17 protein-coding genes and 2 pseudogenes are annotated in these 16,022 nt (G+C 54.7%); 14 read left to right on the top strand and 5 right to left on the bottom strand.

The window, feature by feature from the left end; all coding sequences use genetic code 11:
- Positions 1 to 254: 254 nt before the first annotated feature.
- From AC5S26_RS24390 to AC5S26_RS24440, 11 genes and pseudogenes are all read left to right on the top strand, one after another.
- Positions 255 to 833, top strand: coding sequence for a DUF4136 domain-containing protein (locus tag AC5S26_RS24390; RefSeq protein WP_494187552.1), 579 nt, complete (start codon positions 255 to 257; stop codon positions 831 to 833).
- Between the two features lie 204 nt (positions 834 to 1,037).
- Positions 1,038 to 1,769 (top strand): ion channel, encoded by a 732-nt coding sequence (locus AC5S26_RS24395; protein WP_494187553.1) that lies wholly within the window; start codon positions 1,038 to 1,040, stop codon positions 1,767 to 1,769.
- A 306-nt stretch (positions 1,770 to 2,075) separates the two neighbouring features.
- On the top strand, positions 2,076 to 2,561 hold the full coding sequence (locus AC5S26_RS24400) for a hypothetical protein (RefSeq protein ID WP_494187554.1): 486 nt from the start codon (positions 2,076 to 2,078) through the stop codon (positions 2,559 to 2,561).
- On the top strand, positions 2,558 to 4,672 hold the full coding sequence (locus tag AC5S26_RS24405; protein WP_494187555.1) for a hypothetical protein: 2,115 nt from the start codon (positions 2,558 to 2,560) through the stop codon (positions 4,670 to 4,672). Before AC5S26_RS24400 ends, AC5S26_RS24405 begins: the two co-directional genes overlap by 4 nt.
- Before the next feature lie 79 nt (positions 4,673 to 4,751).
- The gene (locus AC5S26_RS24410) at positions 4,752 to 4,973 is read left to right on the top strand and encodes a hypothetical protein (RefSeq protein WP_494187556.1); all 222 of its coding nucleotides are present in this window, start codon (positions 4,752 to 4,754) and stop codon (positions 4,971 to 4,973) included.
- 12 nt (positions 4,974 to 4,985) lie between these two features.
- Positions 4,986 to 6,203, top strand: a pseudogene (locus AC5S26_RS24415) (MFS transporter); the annotation flags it as partial.
- A gap of 359 nt (positions 6,204 to 6,562) precedes the next feature.
- Entirely contained in the window at positions 6,563 to 7,099 is a 537-nt protein-coding gene (locus AC5S26_RS24420) for a glycosyltransferase (RefSeq protein ID WP_494187557.1), read from the top strand.
- A gap of 3 nt (positions 7,100 to 7,102) precedes the next feature.
- Complete coding sequence (locus AC5S26_RS24425; RefSeq protein ID WP_494187558.1) at positions 7,103 to 7,246, top strand: hypothetical protein; 144 nt, start codon at positions 7,103 to 7,105, stop codon at positions 7,244 to 7,246.
- The gene (locus AC5S26_RS24430; RefSeq protein ID WP_494187559.1) at positions 7,225 to 8,004 is read left to right on the top strand and encodes a hypothetical protein; all 780 of its coding nucleotides are present in this window, start codon (positions 7,225 to 7,227) and stop codon (positions 8,002 to 8,004) included. Before AC5S26_RS24425 ends, AC5S26_RS24430 begins: the two co-directional genes overlap by 22 nt.
- The gene (locus tag AC5S26_RS24435) at positions 7,979 to 8,437 is read left to right on the top strand and encodes a GNAT family N-acetyltransferase (protein ID WP_494187560.1); all 459 of its coding nucleotides are present in this window, start codon (positions 7,979 to 7,981) and stop codon (positions 8,435 to 8,437) included. Before AC5S26_RS24430 ends, AC5S26_RS24435 begins: the two co-directional genes overlap by 26 nt.
- A 116-nt stretch (positions 8,438 to 8,553) precedes the next feature.
- Positions 8,554 to 8,973, top strand: a complete 420-nt coding sequence (locus AC5S26_RS24440) for a recombinase family protein (RefSeq protein WP_494187561.1) — start codon at positions 8,554 to 8,556, stop codon at positions 8,971 to 8,973.
- A 574-nt stretch (positions 8,974 to 9,547) separates the two neighbouring features.
- Here AC5S26_RS24440 and AC5S26_RS24445 read toward each other — a convergent pair.
- Complete coding sequence (locus AC5S26_RS24445; protein ID WP_494187562.1) at positions 9,548 to 10,051, bottom strand: hypothetical protein; 504 nt, start codon at positions 10,049 to 10,051, stop codon at positions 9,548 to 9,550.
- A 43-nt stretch (positions 10,052 to 10,094) separates the two neighbouring features.
- Between AC5S26_RS24445 and AC5S26_RS24450 the strand changes: the two genes are divergently transcribed.
- Positions 10,095 to 10,472, top strand: a complete 378-nt coding sequence (locus AC5S26_RS24450; RefSeq protein WP_494187563.1) for a hypothetical protein — start codon at positions 10,095 to 10,097, stop codon at positions 10,470 to 10,472.
- Between the two features lie 23 nt (positions 10,473 to 10,495).
- On the opposite strand, the gene AC5S26_RS24455 is transcribed toward AC5S26_RS24450, so the two are convergent.
- Positions 10,496 to 10,960 (bottom strand): hypothetical protein, encoded by a 465-nt coding sequence (locus AC5S26_RS24455; protein ID WP_494187564.1) that lies wholly within the window; start codon positions 10,958 to 10,960, stop codon positions 10,496 to 10,498.
- 414 nt (positions 10,961 to 11,374) lie between these two features.
- On the opposite strand from AC5S26_RS24455, the pseudogene AC5S26_RS24460 reads away from it, so the two are divergent.
- A pseudogene (locus AC5S26_RS24460) lies at positions 11,375 to 11,512 on the top strand (IS481 family transposase); the annotation flags it as partial.
- Between the two features lie 129 nt (positions 11,513 to 11,641).
- A complete protein-coding gene (locus AC5S26_RS24465; protein ID WP_494187565.1) occupies positions 11,642 to 12,949 on the top strand; it encodes a glycosyltransferase in 1,308 nt (435 codons plus the stop codon).
- A 608-nt stretch (positions 12,950 to 13,557) separates the two neighbouring features.
- On the opposite strand, the gene AC5S26_RS24470 is transcribed toward AC5S26_RS24465, so the two are convergent.
- From AC5S26_RS24470 to AC5S26_RS24480, 3 genes are all read right to left on the bottom strand, one after another.
- Positions 13,558 to 13,797 (bottom strand): hypothetical protein, encoded by a 240-nt coding sequence (locus AC5S26_RS24470; RefSeq protein WP_494187566.1) that lies wholly within the window; start codon positions 13,795 to 13,797, stop codon positions 13,558 to 13,560.
- A gap of 12 nt (positions 13,798 to 13,809) precedes the next feature.
- The gene (locus tag AC5S26_RS24475; RefSeq protein ID WP_494187567.1) at positions 13,810 to 14,376 is read right to left on the bottom strand and encodes a DUF1579 family protein; all 567 of its coding nucleotides are present in this window, start codon (positions 14,374 to 14,376) and stop codon (positions 13,810 to 13,812) included.
- Positions 14,377 to 14,830: 454 nt separating this feature from the next.
- On the bottom strand, positions 14,831 to 15,775 hold the full coding sequence (locus AC5S26_RS24480) for a UvrD-helicase domain-containing protein (RefSeq protein WP_494187568.1): 945 nt from the start codon (positions 15,773 to 15,775) through the stop codon (positions 14,831 to 14,833).
- Between the last annotated feature and the right edge of the window lie 247 nt (positions 15,776 to 16,022).

The raw sequence follows: 16,022 nt of genomic DNA on the forward strand, positions 1-16,022 counted from the left end.
GATTTCTAACCGCATTAGATTCTAGGTGCGCGAAACGAAGATCCCTTTCAACGACCTGATTTGAGCGTAGAAAAGGGGTATCGCAACGACAGCTGGATTATGTGGAACCACACGGCTACGTGTGTAGCGACCTCTATAGCATTGCAGCAACGATGCTCTTAATCTCGGGGAAGACGTGGAGAGCTCCTGAAAGAGGCGTATCAGATGTCTCCACCAATATCTATTTCCACTGTGGTGGAGGAAGAGGAAGTTCTATGAAGCGTTATATGCAGGGCGTATTGATGGCGATCATCCTGATGGGAAGCTCAATGGCAGCACTGGCGAGCAATGTGCGGACCGACTACGATCACACAGCTGACTTCTCGCAATACAACACGTACTCTTGGGGTAAAGTGCAGACTTCGAACCCATTCTTTGTGACTCGTATTCAGCAGGCGATCGATCAACAGCTACAGGCTAAGGGATGGAAGCTGATGCCCAGCGGTGGTTCAGTCACGGTATTTGCAACCGACAATATTCATGACCAGCAGCAGGTGCAGACCATGTATGACAACATGGGCGGCGGCTGGGGTGGTGGGTGGGGATGGCGTGGCTGGGGCTGGGGTGGAGGTTGGGGTGGCCCCGGTTTTGGCGACGGTATTGCAACTACGACCACCACCGATCACAACGTCGGAAACCTTGTAATCGATCTGTTCGAAGGCAGTTCGAAGAAACTGTTGTGGAGAGGATTGGCTACCGAGAACTTATCTTCAAACGAAGATAAGAACACCAAGATGGTCGATGGCGATATCAACAACATGTTCAAGAACTTTCCTCCAAAACCAGGAAAGTAAAGTCCCGAAAATATGTTCATGCTTTGCGAGCCCTGCTGCTGTAGGTGAAGGCCTGCAGTTGGCAGGGTTCGTTCTTGCGAAGCCGGCGCAAGATTGTCCGAGACCACCCTAAGGACAGTTTATCTATTATCAATTAGTTACAGCGTCTTATAACATTGTGAAGACAATCGGTGCATTATCGTTTTCTAACGACGACAGTTACTTATGCCAGATGATGCGATTCAATCGACACCGCACCCAAAGAAGGCTTCCTCGGCTTCGCGACGATTTTCCCTGCTGTTTCTTTTTCTACTGGGCAATCTCATTCTCTATCCCTTTGCCGAAGGAACGGGGATAGGTTATTACCTCTTCCGAACGTCTGCCTACGCCGTCGTATTGCTGAGCATCTACGCGGTCAGTTTCCGACGGACTTTGTTGGTGCTTGTCATTGCCCTTGCCGCGCCTGCGACGATCCATCACCTCTTCCTTACACCGAATGATGCAAGCATATTCTCGATCATTAACACCGTGCTCAGCCTGGTCTTTGACGGCCTTATCGTCGTAGTCATCTTTCGTAAGGTGTTTGCCCGCGGCCGTGTCAATGCCGAGACGATTTATGGTGCGCTCTGCATTTATCTGCTCATCGGATTCGCCTTCGCTGGCATTTACGGATTGATATGTGCAATCAGACCAGGTTCGATTTATCTTAATCCCACCCTGAATACACACCTGACGCCCAACCGGTTTGATTTTGTTTATTACAGCTTCGCCACAATGACGTCGCTCGGATCGGCCGGAATTTCGCCCGTTGCGGGGCAAGCTCGCTCAATTTCAGTAATGGAAGCAATTACAGGCATCCTGTATCTGGCAGTCCTAATCTCGCGGTTAATGGCAGACTATCGGGATCACAATGGTTCCCTCAGCAGTAACGATCCAACCTCACCAACCCCGATTTGAGAACGGGCCTGCTTTCCATGGGACAGATCCGACAAGTGCGTTTTGTGCCTACCGGGTTCTCAGTGTGTCAGAAGATTCTGTCGATCCTTAGCATATAGTCGCCGCCGATTTTCGGTGCTTGTGCGGCGCTCGCGTCAGGTTAACCAAAGGTACTTCTTGTAAACGTTGTGTGGTGCCACATATCTTGGAGTGTAACGACACTCATTTCTCTCTTTCTCAAACTGCCCTACTGTAAAAGCACGGCCACCTTAGATGGTTAGAACTCGATGATTCACCTGCGGCCGATTTGAATTTAGAGAGATTACCGTGACATCCAACCGTTTTATTCTTCTAGCCTTGTGCGCCTACGCGATCACCATTTCGCTATGCGTCTTACCTTTCGCTGATGCTCAGTCACCAACTGATCCTCAGAATGTCGCGTTGCTTCCTCCCTGGAATGCCGTCGATGAGGTCTTCGTCTCTGGCTCCGTCGAGTCCATTGTCCTAGAGCACGCCTTAGGACTACCGAGTGGACTCAACCTTCGTATCAGCAGCACCCGCGGAGAACTCTACGCAAATATCGGACCGGGGCTCAGCGAGCAATCACCCCAAAAACTCACGAGCGGCCAGTTCCTAACTCTTACCGGAATCGTCCGCACCTACAACGGCAACCAATACATTCTCGTTCGAATGCTAAATATCAATGGTCATACCTTCGTGGTCCGTAATGCACAAGGTATCCCGATGAAGAACGTTTTGACAGCAACTCAATCCACTCGGATGCGACAGGGCTCCTTTGGAGGTTCGCGATGAAGTACATCAATCGCTGCCTTCTTGCTCTTGCCGCAGCTGTTATCGTGATGCTTAGCGTTGGCTGCAGCTCAGGTACCGGCAACAATCCGAATCCGCCTGCCTCGATATCTGTCTCTTTTACCTCGCAGCCCGCATCTTCGCTGCAGATCTCCAACACGATCAACCTGACTGCCAACGTCACGAACGATTCGTCAAACGGTGGCGTGAAGTGGTCCGTCAGTTGCGGGAACTCTTCCTGCGGTAGCTTCAGCAATGCCACCACGGCCAGCGGTAGCGCCACCACTTACACCGCACCCTCGTTGGTGCCTCCAGGCAACACCGTTACTGTGACAGCAACCTCCGTCAACGATACCTCCAAGTCGGTCGCGGCCACCATTACGATTACTTCGCCACCCGCAATCTCAGTTGTACTCATCACACCAGCTCCACCCTCAATACCGATTGGTGGGACTGCCAACCTTACAGCTTCGATTAGCAATGATCCCCCCCACGCTGGCGTCAATTGGTCTGTCACCTGCGGTGGCTCCTCTTGCGGCAGCTTCAACCCTACTGCCACTGCTAGCGGCAGCGGAACCACTTATACCGCGCCAACAAGCGCGCCGAGCGGAAATACCGTCACTCTCACTGCGACCTCAGTTACTGATCCCACCAAGTATGTGAACGCAACGGTTACCATCACCACACCTACTCCTTCCGTTCTCGCTGACGGAACCTATGTCTATAACCTCTGTGGGCAGGACACCATCGGAACTTATTATCTTGCGGGTGCTTTCGTCATCCAGAATGGCGCCATCATATCGGGCGAGCAAGATTTCGTAGACCCCAACGGTAGTTCAAACGACCAGCTCGTCGCCTCTGGCAGCAGTATCAACACTACCTCGGGCAACCTTCAATTGACGCTCGCTACCGCCAACACCAACATCGGCATAAACGGTATCGAGATCCTACATGGAACCCTTGTGTCGAACACACGAATGCTGATAACCGAATTCGATAACTTCGCCTCTGCCAACGGTTCTGTCGATCTCCAAACGGGCAATGCTGCTCTTTCAGGGGGCTACGCTTTCATGCTGAACGGTGACGACAATAGCAACGGAGCCAACCAGCTCGCTGTCGGCGGAGTTCTCAACTTCAACTTCAGAGCGCTCGTCCCGTCCGGCAGCGTCTTCGACTTCAACGACGCCGGGATCTTCAGCCAGGCTCAGACCTTCGCTTCGGGGACTGTCTCTACTCCCGATTCCTATGGCCGAGTCAACATCAATCTCGCTCCTTCGACCAGCAGCTTGCCCGCGGTTATGCTCACGGGATACATCGCAGGCAGACGAATCTATCTAGTCGAAAACACCGCCGACAACTATGGTGGTGTGCTAGGCGGTGTAGCTCTCAGCCAAGGAGCCAACACCGGCAAGTTCTCCCAGATCAGTGTTGCTGGGCAGTCCTATGCTTTTGGGCTCTTTGGACAAGATCAGAACGGCTATCTGGGCATGGGAGGAGGGTTCGGCCTCAATTCCAACGGAACGGTCTCTGGCTCCGCAGTCTTCAATGATCTGAACATCAACAACGGCAATAGCATCAACGGAACATACACTGTCGATGCCACTGGCCGTGTTACTCTCTCCAGCGTCAACTTCTCCAACGTCAGCGGCGCCACATTCGGCTTCCAACTCTATCTCGACGGCCAAGGCAATGCAGTTGGGATTGGGGTCGATCAATATGAAGCCAGTGGCGGCCTCGCCTATCTGCAGAAATCCCCCGGATCGGATTATGAAGGCGACTTCGCACTCTCCGCCCAGGGAATCCTCAATGAAGAAGGTGCTCCAGCATCGGCGGCCGTGGGGTCTATCGCCATAAGCTCAGACAATATCTCCGGCTTCACAGACAACAACTCCCAGGGATATAGCCCGACTTCAAACATCCCGCTTAGCGGTGCCGAAGATAGCGTAAATGGTCTGTTCCATTTGACCGGACTCAACGCCCGATCTCTGTCCGGAATCACCAGCGGCTATGGTTACTACCCTATCGATGCTACTCATGTGCTTGGGATCACGGTCAGTGACGACCAGATCAGCATTATGATGCTGGAGGGAATCACAATTTCAAAGAACCCCTAGTGCTAGCACGTAAGGCCCGGTCTAACTCTACATAGTGAGACCGGGACATCTCTCCTAATCACTTTATGAGGAGCTTCCTTTGCGCGACTATCTATCTGCTGTTCATGAACCACCGCCCTCGAAGCGTTTTACCGCGTTGCCTGTTTATCCATGGCTCGTTGTAGCGATCACATGCATAGGCGCATTCATCGGACAGCTTGATGCAAGCATAGTGCAGCTGACCCTGCCTGCCCTGGAGCGAGATTTTCACGCTGCGTTGTCTACTGTAAGCTGGGTTGCCATCGGCTACCTGCTTGCGTAGGCGGTCACCTTACCCGTATTCGCCCGCATGTCCGAGATCTTCGGCCGCAAGATTCCATACATTGCCGGATACGCTGTATTCACGGTAGCAAGCTTTCTCTGCGGCTTCGCGACGGACCTTCAGGCCTTGATCGCCTATCGTCTGCTACAAGGCATCGGTGGGGGATTGCTCGGATCGAACAGTATCACCATTTTGACCAAAGCCGTTGGACCGGGCCAGCGCGGTAGAGCGATGGGACTTTACGCAGCGGCTCAAGCCATCGGGATCAGTGCCGGTCCAGTTGTCGGTGGACTGTTGCTAGGCACCGTCGGCTGGCAATGGGTCTTCTGGGTTTCGGTTCCTTTCGGCCTGGCAGGAGTAATTTTCGGCTGGTTGGTATTGCCGCAAACAGTAGAGTCCAAACTGGTAAAACAATTCGATCATTGGGGAGCGATGCTTTTGAGCCCAGCACTGGCAGCCTTCGTTATCTCCCTAAGCGAGCTCGGCACTTGGCGGCCTGAGTTTGTTCTGGTGATGATGTTTATCACGGCAATCTTGTTACCGCCCTTCATCATCAGGGAACGTTCACGAGAGAACCCGCTTATAGATTTCAGGCTCTTTCGCATTGCTCCTTTTCTCGGAGGAATCATCGGGGTCAGTTCGTCCTACGGTCTCCTTTATGGAATGTTGTTCGTCATGTCTTTCGCCTTTGTCCGTGGTTTTAATCGATCGCCGGTCTCCGCTGGTGTTCACCTTGCGGTCATCCCGATAGTGATCGGAATCGCGGCGCCGATCAGCGGAAGGTTGTATGAGAAGTATGGTTCGAGAACACTGACGACGGTCGGAATGGGTCTTTGCAGCATCGCGATCATTCTCTTGGCAAGTGGCTCAGAGCAAGTGGATCAAGGTACTCTGATCGGGGGGCTCGCGCTCTTCGGCCTAGGACTTGGTGTGTACATCACGCCTAACAACGCGGCAACAATCGCAGCCGCCCCCGACGAACGAAACGCGGAAGCGGGAGGAGTGCTCAACCTGATGCGGGTACTAGGGTGCATGGGAGGCATCGTCATCGCATCATCAGCTCTCACATGGCGATTACGCATTGATACTGGATTTGCGAAGCAAACCTCGGAGGTCCCAACCTTTGAGATCATGAGCGCCACCCACCAGGCATTATGGGCACTGCTCTTCTTCTCGGTTCTTGCAGGTATCGCGGCAATCGTGAGAAATAGAGCAGATGGCCATTCCTAGATCGCGATGCATTACTAAACAACAAGCGACCTTTCATCTCTAAGCATCCGTGCATTTCGGCAGGCTATAGAGTCGGGCTGATTTCAGCTTATGGGGGCAGGATTCGTCCTAAGCTGCCGATTGTACGATGAACCTGGTTTCACATTATGGGTAACCCACAGCTTCTCCGGTTGACCCCATAAGTTGACATTTTGGCATCATAAAGTGAAATCCCGCGCCCCCATAAGTGCGTTCCGGATTTAGCTAGATTTCCGGATAGCCGGTTTTTCGGCCACTTGCCGAAGACATAGATCGAGGGAAGGGAGACCATTCCATTTCCGTGGGAAGCACTCGGTGCCAAGCCTATCGTCTATCCGGCTATGGGAACCCTGCTCAACGGTCTGGAGCACGTGTATAAAGCGATTCTAGGGGTATTTGAGAATCGTCCGGATTTACAGTTGGTGCTATCAGTCGGCACAAATATTGATACATATAACCTCGGGCCGATCCCATCGAATGCAATCCTCGTCCGCACCGCCCCTCAAATTGAGCTTCTGAAACGTGCGACACTCTGCATCACCCATGCGGGTCTAAATACAGCGCTTGAATCCTTGGGGCAGGGCGTGCTGATGGTTGCGATTCCTATTGGATATGATCAACCCGGTGTGGCGGCTCGGATTGCACATCACGGAGTAGGAGAGTTTGTGGAACTTCAGGACTTATCGATAATGCGGCTAGGAGAGGCAATTCAGAAAGTGCTGGCGCATCCAGGCTATCGCAAGAAGGCACTCTACTTTCAGAACATCATTGAGGAAATAAACGGTCTGGACGTGGCCGCTGTTGCGATCGAGAAGGCGTTCCAAATAGTTAGGCCGGATATGAGGCCAGAAGACACTCTCGAGGCCATGGAGATTTGAGACATGAACGTTATGGAGTGGCTCCTCGATTCGGACCCTGCTATCCGTTGGCAGGTGTTGCGCGATCTTGTTCATGCGCCGGCTGAGGTCATCGCTGCGGAGCGCGCGCGCGTCGCCACAGAGGGATGGGGCGCGCTAGACTGCTAGCTTCGCAGAGCGAGGATGGCCAATGGGCGGGAGGTGCGTGCTTTCCGGCACCGAGCTATGACCTGGCCGACGAGACCGAGGGTCAGCCCTGGATCTCCACGTTGCCCACTCTTCAATTGCTGTACGATTTTGGAATCGACCCGCGCTCTGACCAAGTACGCCGGGCGGTCGCGTTGCTCAGAGACCACTGCCGATGGGAGCACGCGGGGCAGCCCTTCTTCTCAGGCGAGGTTGAGCCGTGCATCAATGGCAGGACCGTCACATTGGGCATTTACTTCGGCCAGGATGTGGAAGCCATCGTTGTTCGCCTGCTTCGCGAGCAGCTTGAGGACGGCGGGTGGAATTGCGAGGCAGAGAACGGCTCCGTTCGCTCGTCGTTCGCGACCACGATCAACGTCCTCGACGGATTATTGGCCTACGAGCGCGCAGCGGGTGACTCTTCAGAATCCATCGCTGCTCGGCGGAGGGGCGAGGAGTACCTCCTCGAACGAAAGTTGTTCCGACGTAAGAGCACGGGCGAAATTGTCGATCCTCTATGGCTGCAGTTCTCATTTCCAGTCCGCTGGCAATACGACGTATTGCGTGCCCTCGACTACTTCCGCTTAGCCGGACATGGGCCGGACTCTCGCATAACCAACCAGCTTTGCTATTGCGAGGCCATGATGGATCTATCCAATGGATACGAATCAATTTCCGCAGAATGGCTTGCGCGCCGACAGGGAAAGAAGGCATATGCCCATAGTTCTCAGAAGTGCTGAAGAAAGCGACATTGCCAGCATGGTGTCGATCCGTGCTGCCGACTCTGAAAACGAGTTGTTCTGGGGGGACAGAATCTCCAGATATCTGAGCCGGGAGCATTCACCCCAGCATGCGTTGCAGTCGCGCGCAATTTTTGTAGCTGTTGATGAAGAAGTTGTGGCGTTCATTGCGGGGCATCTGACGCAGAGGTTCGGCTGCCAAGGAGAATTGCAATGGATCAACATCGCTGTTGACCGTCGAGGATCCGGTGTTGCCCGCGCGCTTATCACCCGAATGGGGGCCTGGTTTGTCGAGCAAGAGGCAAAACGCGTCTGTGTGAACGTCGATTTTAGAAATGTATTGGCTCGTCGACTCTACTCGAGCTGCCGGGCGCAAATACTCGACAAGAATTGGATGGTATGGGACGATTCGCGGTTTATGGGACACGTATAAACGCCCATGCACAAACCATGGCATCCTCGACCCAATTGAGGAGGTGGAGTTGAGGGACATGCGCTCCGACCCTGAAGCGAGGGCAATAGAAAGCGTCTCGCGTCGTCAACTCCTCGATGCGATTCGAGCTGACTCGATGCCTTGACCGTCTCGATGAGGGAGACACCCTCATTGTGTGGCGTCTCGATCGTCTTGGAAGGTCGCTAGCCGATTTGCTGGAGATTGTGAATAGTCTTCAGCGCCGCAAGGTAGCTTTCGTCTCGCTGAAAGAGAAGTTTGATACGAGCCATGCAGCGGGACGCCTGATCTTTCATGTCTTCGCATCTCTGGCCGAGTTTGAGAGGGAACTGATCCGTGAGCGTACGATGGCGGGCTTGGCTGCTACTAAAGCTCGCGGGCGGCTGGGTGGACGCAAGCCAAAGCTTACAAAAGACCAGATGAACAAGATTCGCTCACTGTGGGATGGCAACCAGTATTCGAAGCAGGAGCTAGGAACGATGTTTAGTGTCGAAGTCTACTATCGACCGGATCGTTAGACCGGGGCCGGTGAAGCTGAAGGTTGCAACAAAGTCACGAAAGCCACAAAGAACCACGATCAAACGGAGGGGAGGGAAGTGATGCGAGTAATTTGCACTGGTGGCGGGTTCGACGTTGAGGGGGCAGTTATCGGCGGTGAAGACTTCGACCCTATTTCTGGAACATGCGATCTTGATTCTACTTTCACTGTGCGATGCGATGATGGAGCATTGTTCCAGGTACACGGCTGGATGGTTGAGATTGAGACAGTCGAAGCACGGCGCATTATGGTCATGTGAGCGATGAAGAAGAAGCCTTTTCAACGTGCGATTTGCTGTCCCTGTGGGAGCGAGAAGATTCTCGCTTTGGGATTGTGCGCGACGTGCTACACGCTAAAGAGGCCGGACGAAGAATACTTCGGAGGTCATCGCGAGACGGTTCTTGCGCGAGACGGCCATCTATGTAGGATTCCGGTTGTACGAGCCTTAAACGCGGCAAACGATCATTGGTGGCATCCGAAGCAGAACGTGATCCAGAAGAGCCACGACGTCGATACCCTGGTTGGCATCAGCGTATCGCGCCGCGTGCGGGCATTCACTTGCTCACCGGATGCTGCGTTCGAAGGTCTGTGTCGAGTTTGATGCCCAGTTGAAGGAACTCCTCTTGTTCCTCCCTGGAGTAAGACCAATCTTCGGTCAGGTTCTGATCTGTTTCATTTGCACTAGATTTGCGGGCAAACCTGGCGCGCACCCGCGCGATGATCCATGCCAACATCGGCACAATGGAGAAGATCAGCCCTGCCTGGCAGATGTGGTCGGTGTAAAGCGGCGGCCGCCATTGCAGCGTAACTGGTATCGATCCCGACGATAATGCCTTGAACTGTTCGGGAGGCAGATCACACTCGATTACGAGGTTGCTGCGGTCTGGGTACCCGGAGACAGTGTGAATCTCCCGCAGGCGCCCGGAGACTTCGTCGCTCACGAGAGAGCGCTTAAGTTTCATGCGCAGCTCCTGTCCCGTCTTCAGCATGGATGCTTCGCGTGCCGGAATTTGTACGGTTGCCTGGAAACCTGGGCCTTCCGCCAGCGCAAGGATCACCTGGCCATCGTCGGCCAGCGCGGGTGTGGGGTGGAGGTAAACAATGGTGCCGGGAGAAGGGCGCCGTAACTCTCTCTTCCTTGTGAAGCTCTGCAGGATTCGCGCGGAACTCGGCAAGTTTCGCTTCAAGTACTGCCAGTTCGGCACCTCGCTCGGCCTGCGCGCGTTGTCCATCACGAACGATTGCGTCTTCGGCACGCTGCACGGCCTGAGACCCATCATTTGCCGCTTGAATCAGATTCTCGCGCTCGTGCAATTCCTGCGCTGCGGCTTCCGTGGCGACAGAGGCGACGTCCAACTCGGCTCGCGCCACGACACCTTGCTTCACCAGCGCAGCGGTGCGTTCAAATTGCATTTTGGCTGCGTCGTTCTTTGCCCGCTGGGCAGCGATATGGTTGTCTTCATAGACCATCGACGTTAGGGCAGCACCCGGCCCGGTTGAGCTCAGAACTCCGTAACCAGTTGAGTAAGCCTTCCGCGTTGCGAATCACTTGCATCCTGTGACACGCGTATCAGCTCAGGATTGAGTTCCAGCGGCCTGAGTCGTGCACTCGCAATTTGATTCTCCAGGACATTGATCTCGCCAATGAGCTGCTGTTCCGCCCTCTCGGTTGCGTGATCGTCGAAGATCGCAAGTGTCGCGTGATCCCGGATGGAATCACTGTGTGTGAGATGGGAAATAGCATGCGCATGCGCATGCACAACAAAGAAATCTGTGCCGAGCATGACCCCGGCCCTTCGGACCAGCTCGCGATTGAGCCAACCGGCAACGAACGCTGCGACAGCCAGTAATAAACCCGCGAAGAGCAGGCCGTGAGCGCCGCGATTCTCTCCGTTGGCGTTTCGCTTCTTCCAGACCGCGATGGAGTGAGAGGCACAAAAGACTAGCCAGCCTACGACGGCGGCCACCAGAGCGATATGCAGGGCCCAACCGAATCATTCACCATACGTTTTCCCTCGATTTACGAATTCTTCGCAGCTGGGAGAAGGTGCTGCAATAGCATGGCAGTGGTCTCATGCTCATCAAAGATGCCTGGGGTTGGTCTTGCAGAGGCCGATGATTCGGCCACCCTGACCGCGCTTCGTTAGAACCAAGATACGGCGATAGGTGCGGACATGAAAATAGAGGTCACCACACAGGCACACATATGGGACTACACACTCGTCGAGATGCCAGTGGCTTGTTTTGTCGAGAAGTGTCTAAAGCGCTTTTGAAGGCCGATCGGATTGGTACCGAGAAACGGCTCTCTTTTCGTCACTTAGGACAATAGTCGGCTATGCGTCCAGTTGCGGACCGAACAACTCAGCCGGGTTCGATCCCAAGCCTCGATCCGACTGCCGCGCAAGTTGCCAGAATTCACGTATCCGAAGGTTCTCCTGTTGCGACGAGCTAACAATAGCGGCGACATCAGCTGGCACAAGAACAGAATCTTCATCAGCGAAGTATTCCGCTTCGAAGAGTCCCTCGGGGTGGCGCGGCTGAGACGTGTGCAAATCCGTCGGGCCGACTTTACCGGTGGGAATATTTTGGTGCACAAAGCATTTTAATATTAGCAACATTTTTTTCCGTAAGGACCGAGAAGAAACTAGATGAAAATACTGCTTGCATCTATTCCAGCTACCGGACACCTTAATCCGATATTCGTCGCAGCCCGCATCCTTAAGGATGCAGGCCATGAAACAGCCATCTACACCAGCGTAATCTTTCGCGACAAGATTGAAAGAGCCGGGATACGATTTTTTCCCCTGCCCGAAGACGCCGATCAGGGTGTGCGGGACTTCTTGGCATCCTTTTTTGAAGAGCACAAGGTAACACCCGGTCCTGAGGATATGGTGAAGCTCCGCGCGGGAGTCTTCGTCAATCCTATGATCTCCCAGTTCCGAGGGTTGCAGGCGATCCTCAAAGTGTTCCCTGCCGAGGTTGTGATACACGAAACCGGCTTCGCCGGCGTGCTTCCAATGCTTCTCGGTCCTCGCTCCGAGCGGCCGGCGAGCGTCTACCTGGGAATCTCCGCACTGCCCCTTGAGCGCGCAGACGGAGCACCGTGGGGGCCTGGACTGCTGCCGAGCGAGGATCCGGAAAAGCGAAAAGAGTATGCCGAGGTCGCGCGCAACCTGGAGGAGACGAATTGGCTTCCTATGGGACGTGTGGCCGACCAGATGCTGGCCGATATTGGCCAGCCGGCTCTACCGGCGTGGCTCTTCACATCCGAAGCGGTGCTCGCAGATTTGATCCTTCAACCCTGCTCGCCGGGCTTCGAGTTCCCCCTTCGCGAACCCGAAGAGAAGCTGCACTTTATAGGGGCATTGCCGCCCAGCGGCACCGGCGATGTGCCTGCACAAATCAAGGAAGCAAAAAAGGCCGGACGGAAGATTGTTCTCGTCAGCCAGGGAACGCTTGCCAACAACGATCTGGGTAAGCTGCTGGCTCCTACGGTCCTCGGTCTCGGCGATCGCGAAGACTTCCTGCTTCTCCTCACGACGGGTGGAAAGCCCATCGAGAATATTCCCTGCACGCTCACTCCGAACACAGTTGCTTCCCAGTTCCTCAACTTCGGCGAGATCCTGCCTGATGTAGATGTGTTGGTCGCCTTCGGCAGCTTCGGAACCGTGACACAAACGATCAGCTTTGGTGTACCCATGGTTGTAGTGGGCATGGGCGAGGACAAACCGGAGGTCGCTGCTCGTGTTACCTGGTCGGGAACGGGCATCAGTCTCGCCACGGATACGCCAACGCCTGAGCAGATACGCGATGCGGTCGACCAGATCCTCGCAAAGCCGGAATACCGCGCTCGTGCGCAGAAGCTTGCGCACGAGTTCGCATCTTACGACGCGACCAAAAGGTTACCGCAGTTAGTGGAGGCGCTGGCTGCCAACCAGAAATTGCTCGTAAGCTGACGCAAATCGATACGAAATCGCAATGGCATCCTTTTTGGTTTGTCCGCTGTCTGCGGTACACGCTTGCCCAACGGGTGTGCCGTCGCGACCCACTCCCTCGGCGACTAAACGGAATCTGCGGAAAGGGACCCCAGCTTGCCTGGGGCAAGGAGTCCGCACCTATAGAGGCGCGCAGCGGATTCTGGGAAGGAGAGCGTGCGTTCGAAGGGCGGGGGTGCTTTGAGCGCGGCACGCTGAACGCAGATAGATGGGCAAACCAAAAGGGAAGCCCGCCCTGTTCATGAGCCTCACCTCATGTTACGAGGTGCAGAAGCCAGCCCAGAACAAGAAAGTCATTCCGATGCAACGTGGAAGAACGCCTAAGTCAGACAGACAGTTCGAGCCGAAGGGAGTGAAGACCATGCTCGCCAATGATTAGGATTGCGACGAGCGAATTATCTAGAAGAAGATGGGATCCGGCTCTTTTGCGGCTCCGGTTTCGTTACATTTCTGACAGCGATTCCGATGGTTATAGTAGGCCTCTGCGAGGGGCCCAATAGCGTCCTCCGGGATATCGGGAAAGATGCGTTCGAGAGTGGGATCTTGATTTGCCCATCGCCTCAGGAGCATCAAGCTGGTTTCGCACCCAGGTGGATCGAAGTCATTTCCAGGTTCGCTTTGCAGACATCGTGCATTGAATTCGTTTTGCCCCATGGCGGATTGGATGCTGGTCGACGCTCAACAACCAATAAAACAGTTTGAATACGGGCTGATTTTCCAACTTCTCGATGAACGTTTGGACGGCGGCCCCAGATCTCATCCAGGTCTTTGTGTGATGCTGCCATTTCTCGTTTGGCCGCCAGGCCCAAAACGCGATCTCATTACTTCTTCACGTATGTCCGATCAATAAACGTGACCCAGGAATCGCCCTGCTTGAATTCTATGGTCAGATTCAGTCCCCTTTCGGAGGTCATTCGCCAACTCGCGCGGATGGTTCGCTCTCCCGGCGGGCGAGGAATCTGGAATGGTTTACTTACCATCTGGAGCTTGTCGCCCTCGAAACTACCGCTGAGCTCCGACACATTCGTATCCGTACCGCTGAACCACCACGCCCGCCAGAGCTTTTTGTCTGGATCGTAGGTGAGCATGTGGATACCCTCCACGCGCATACCCTCGACGTCCGGTTCGCCGGGCATATTGTGTACGTGCTTCACCTGCACGTAGCGCCCGCTCAGGGCCTTCGAGATGGAGAGCCTGAAGGTGATGTCTCCCTTTTTGCCCGCCATTTCTCCGGTTTCTGACTTGGACCACTCGCCGAGCATGAAATCCACCATCTTCAACTCGGTCGGTGGTGCGCCCCACGGTGGAGTAGAAGGCTGCTTGGCCTGCTCTTGGGCAATGCACAGAAATGTGGAGGCACACACCATCGCAACAGCGATCACTCTCATAAAGGTTCCTCTGGGCTCTTCGAACATGATGTCCGGCAGTATAGGCTCGTCTGAGTCGCTCGTCTCCTTGGTTAATCGACAATCAGATGCTCTCCAATAGCCGGCACCTCCAACCGAAGATCCGTCGGAGCGATGTCATCTCTCGCACTCTCCCTTAGCAGGCGAATGATAAGGAGACACTACACCGGCCAGGCGAGGATCTTCCGAAGTGGGAGCATGATCAACGATGGACCCGGCCACAGGTGGAGCGCCGAAGACCTCACTCGTCGCTCGGTTCAGTTCGAAACGACTGAGTAGGCTTTGCGGTAGGTCGACTGCATACTTTGCACGCGTCACGGCAACATAGAGGAGTCGCCGCTCCGCGGCGATCGATTCCTGGTGATCGGAACGTGGCGATGGTGGACGCGCGGAGAGGAAATCGGGATCAATCGCGACGTACCCCCCTCTCTGCCTTTCACTTTATGTGTCGTTGAGCAGACGATCCGGGCATCCCCCTCGTTGGGAACGCAACCGGCGATCGCCCTGAGCATCGTTTCTTCCCCGAATTCCTGGACGAGGTTGACGAGACTGCGGAGGTACTTCCCCTCTGTCCGGTGCTGAACGACATAACGTCCTTCCAGGTAGCGAAGCCCAGCAATTCAGACGACTGCCCGGCTTGTCCCTGCTTGACGCGACGGACATCGGTCAGCAACATCTCCAGGCTGCTGGTTCCGCCAAGGACATGACAGGGCATTCTGCTGGAGAGGCACTTTAGAATATTGCCAATAACGCCGGCATTGGTGCGGGACAGAACGACCTGAGGATGGACTACAGCAACTTGGGACTGGATCGCTTCCAATCCTCGTTCCGGATTCTTCGCTCCGAGTGAGCGAAGAATCGCAGTTGCAGCGCCGGCAATTGCGGGGCCGAACCGGTACGACTGGGAAAGGAGAACATGGTGAGGCGTCGATACCTCGGCCATCGCGTTTACCGCTCCCCACCATTCATAGATCTGTTGATAGGGGTCGCCGACATACACGACAGGACAGTCCATGCGCTTCAGGACACCGAGCAGAACAGGATTCAGGTCCTGTGCTTCGTCGACGAGAATGTAATCGACCCGTGCTTTCGGTTGAGAGAGTGCCCAAAGCTTCAGGTAGCCATCGTGACCAAGCGGAAGACCGGCGTTCTTGTGGCACATGGCATCCCATAGAGCCTTCAAGTGTGAGATTGCCTGGTTGGTGAACTGAGCAAAGCCCCCGGCATCGAGTGCTTCAAGACACCCATAGCGTGGAACATGCGCGTGCTGCGGATGTTCATCATTACTCAACAGGAAGCGCTTTACGGCGTCGAGCAGTACGGAGCAATACGACCACTTTGAAAGTGTCAGTCCCGAATGGAAGGTCAAGTTCTCCGGCATTCGGAACGCTTCCACCACTGTGTTTAGAGTGAGAGTCCCTGTTAGCTTCCACTCCGGATATCCGAAGCTCCGGGCTATGGCGCGGAAAGCGAGGGAGTGACTCGTCGCGCAAGCGAGCCGACTCCGGAACTTCTCCATCTCAACATCGAACCAGCCCGAAATGCCCCACCTCATCGGAGACGATAGGAGCCTGAGGGACGAAGTCATCAAAACGGAATAAACGCATAAGGAACGTCCTTATTCCTTA

It is taken from the genome of Edaphobacter sp. FHG110511_03 (assembly GCF_059115365.1).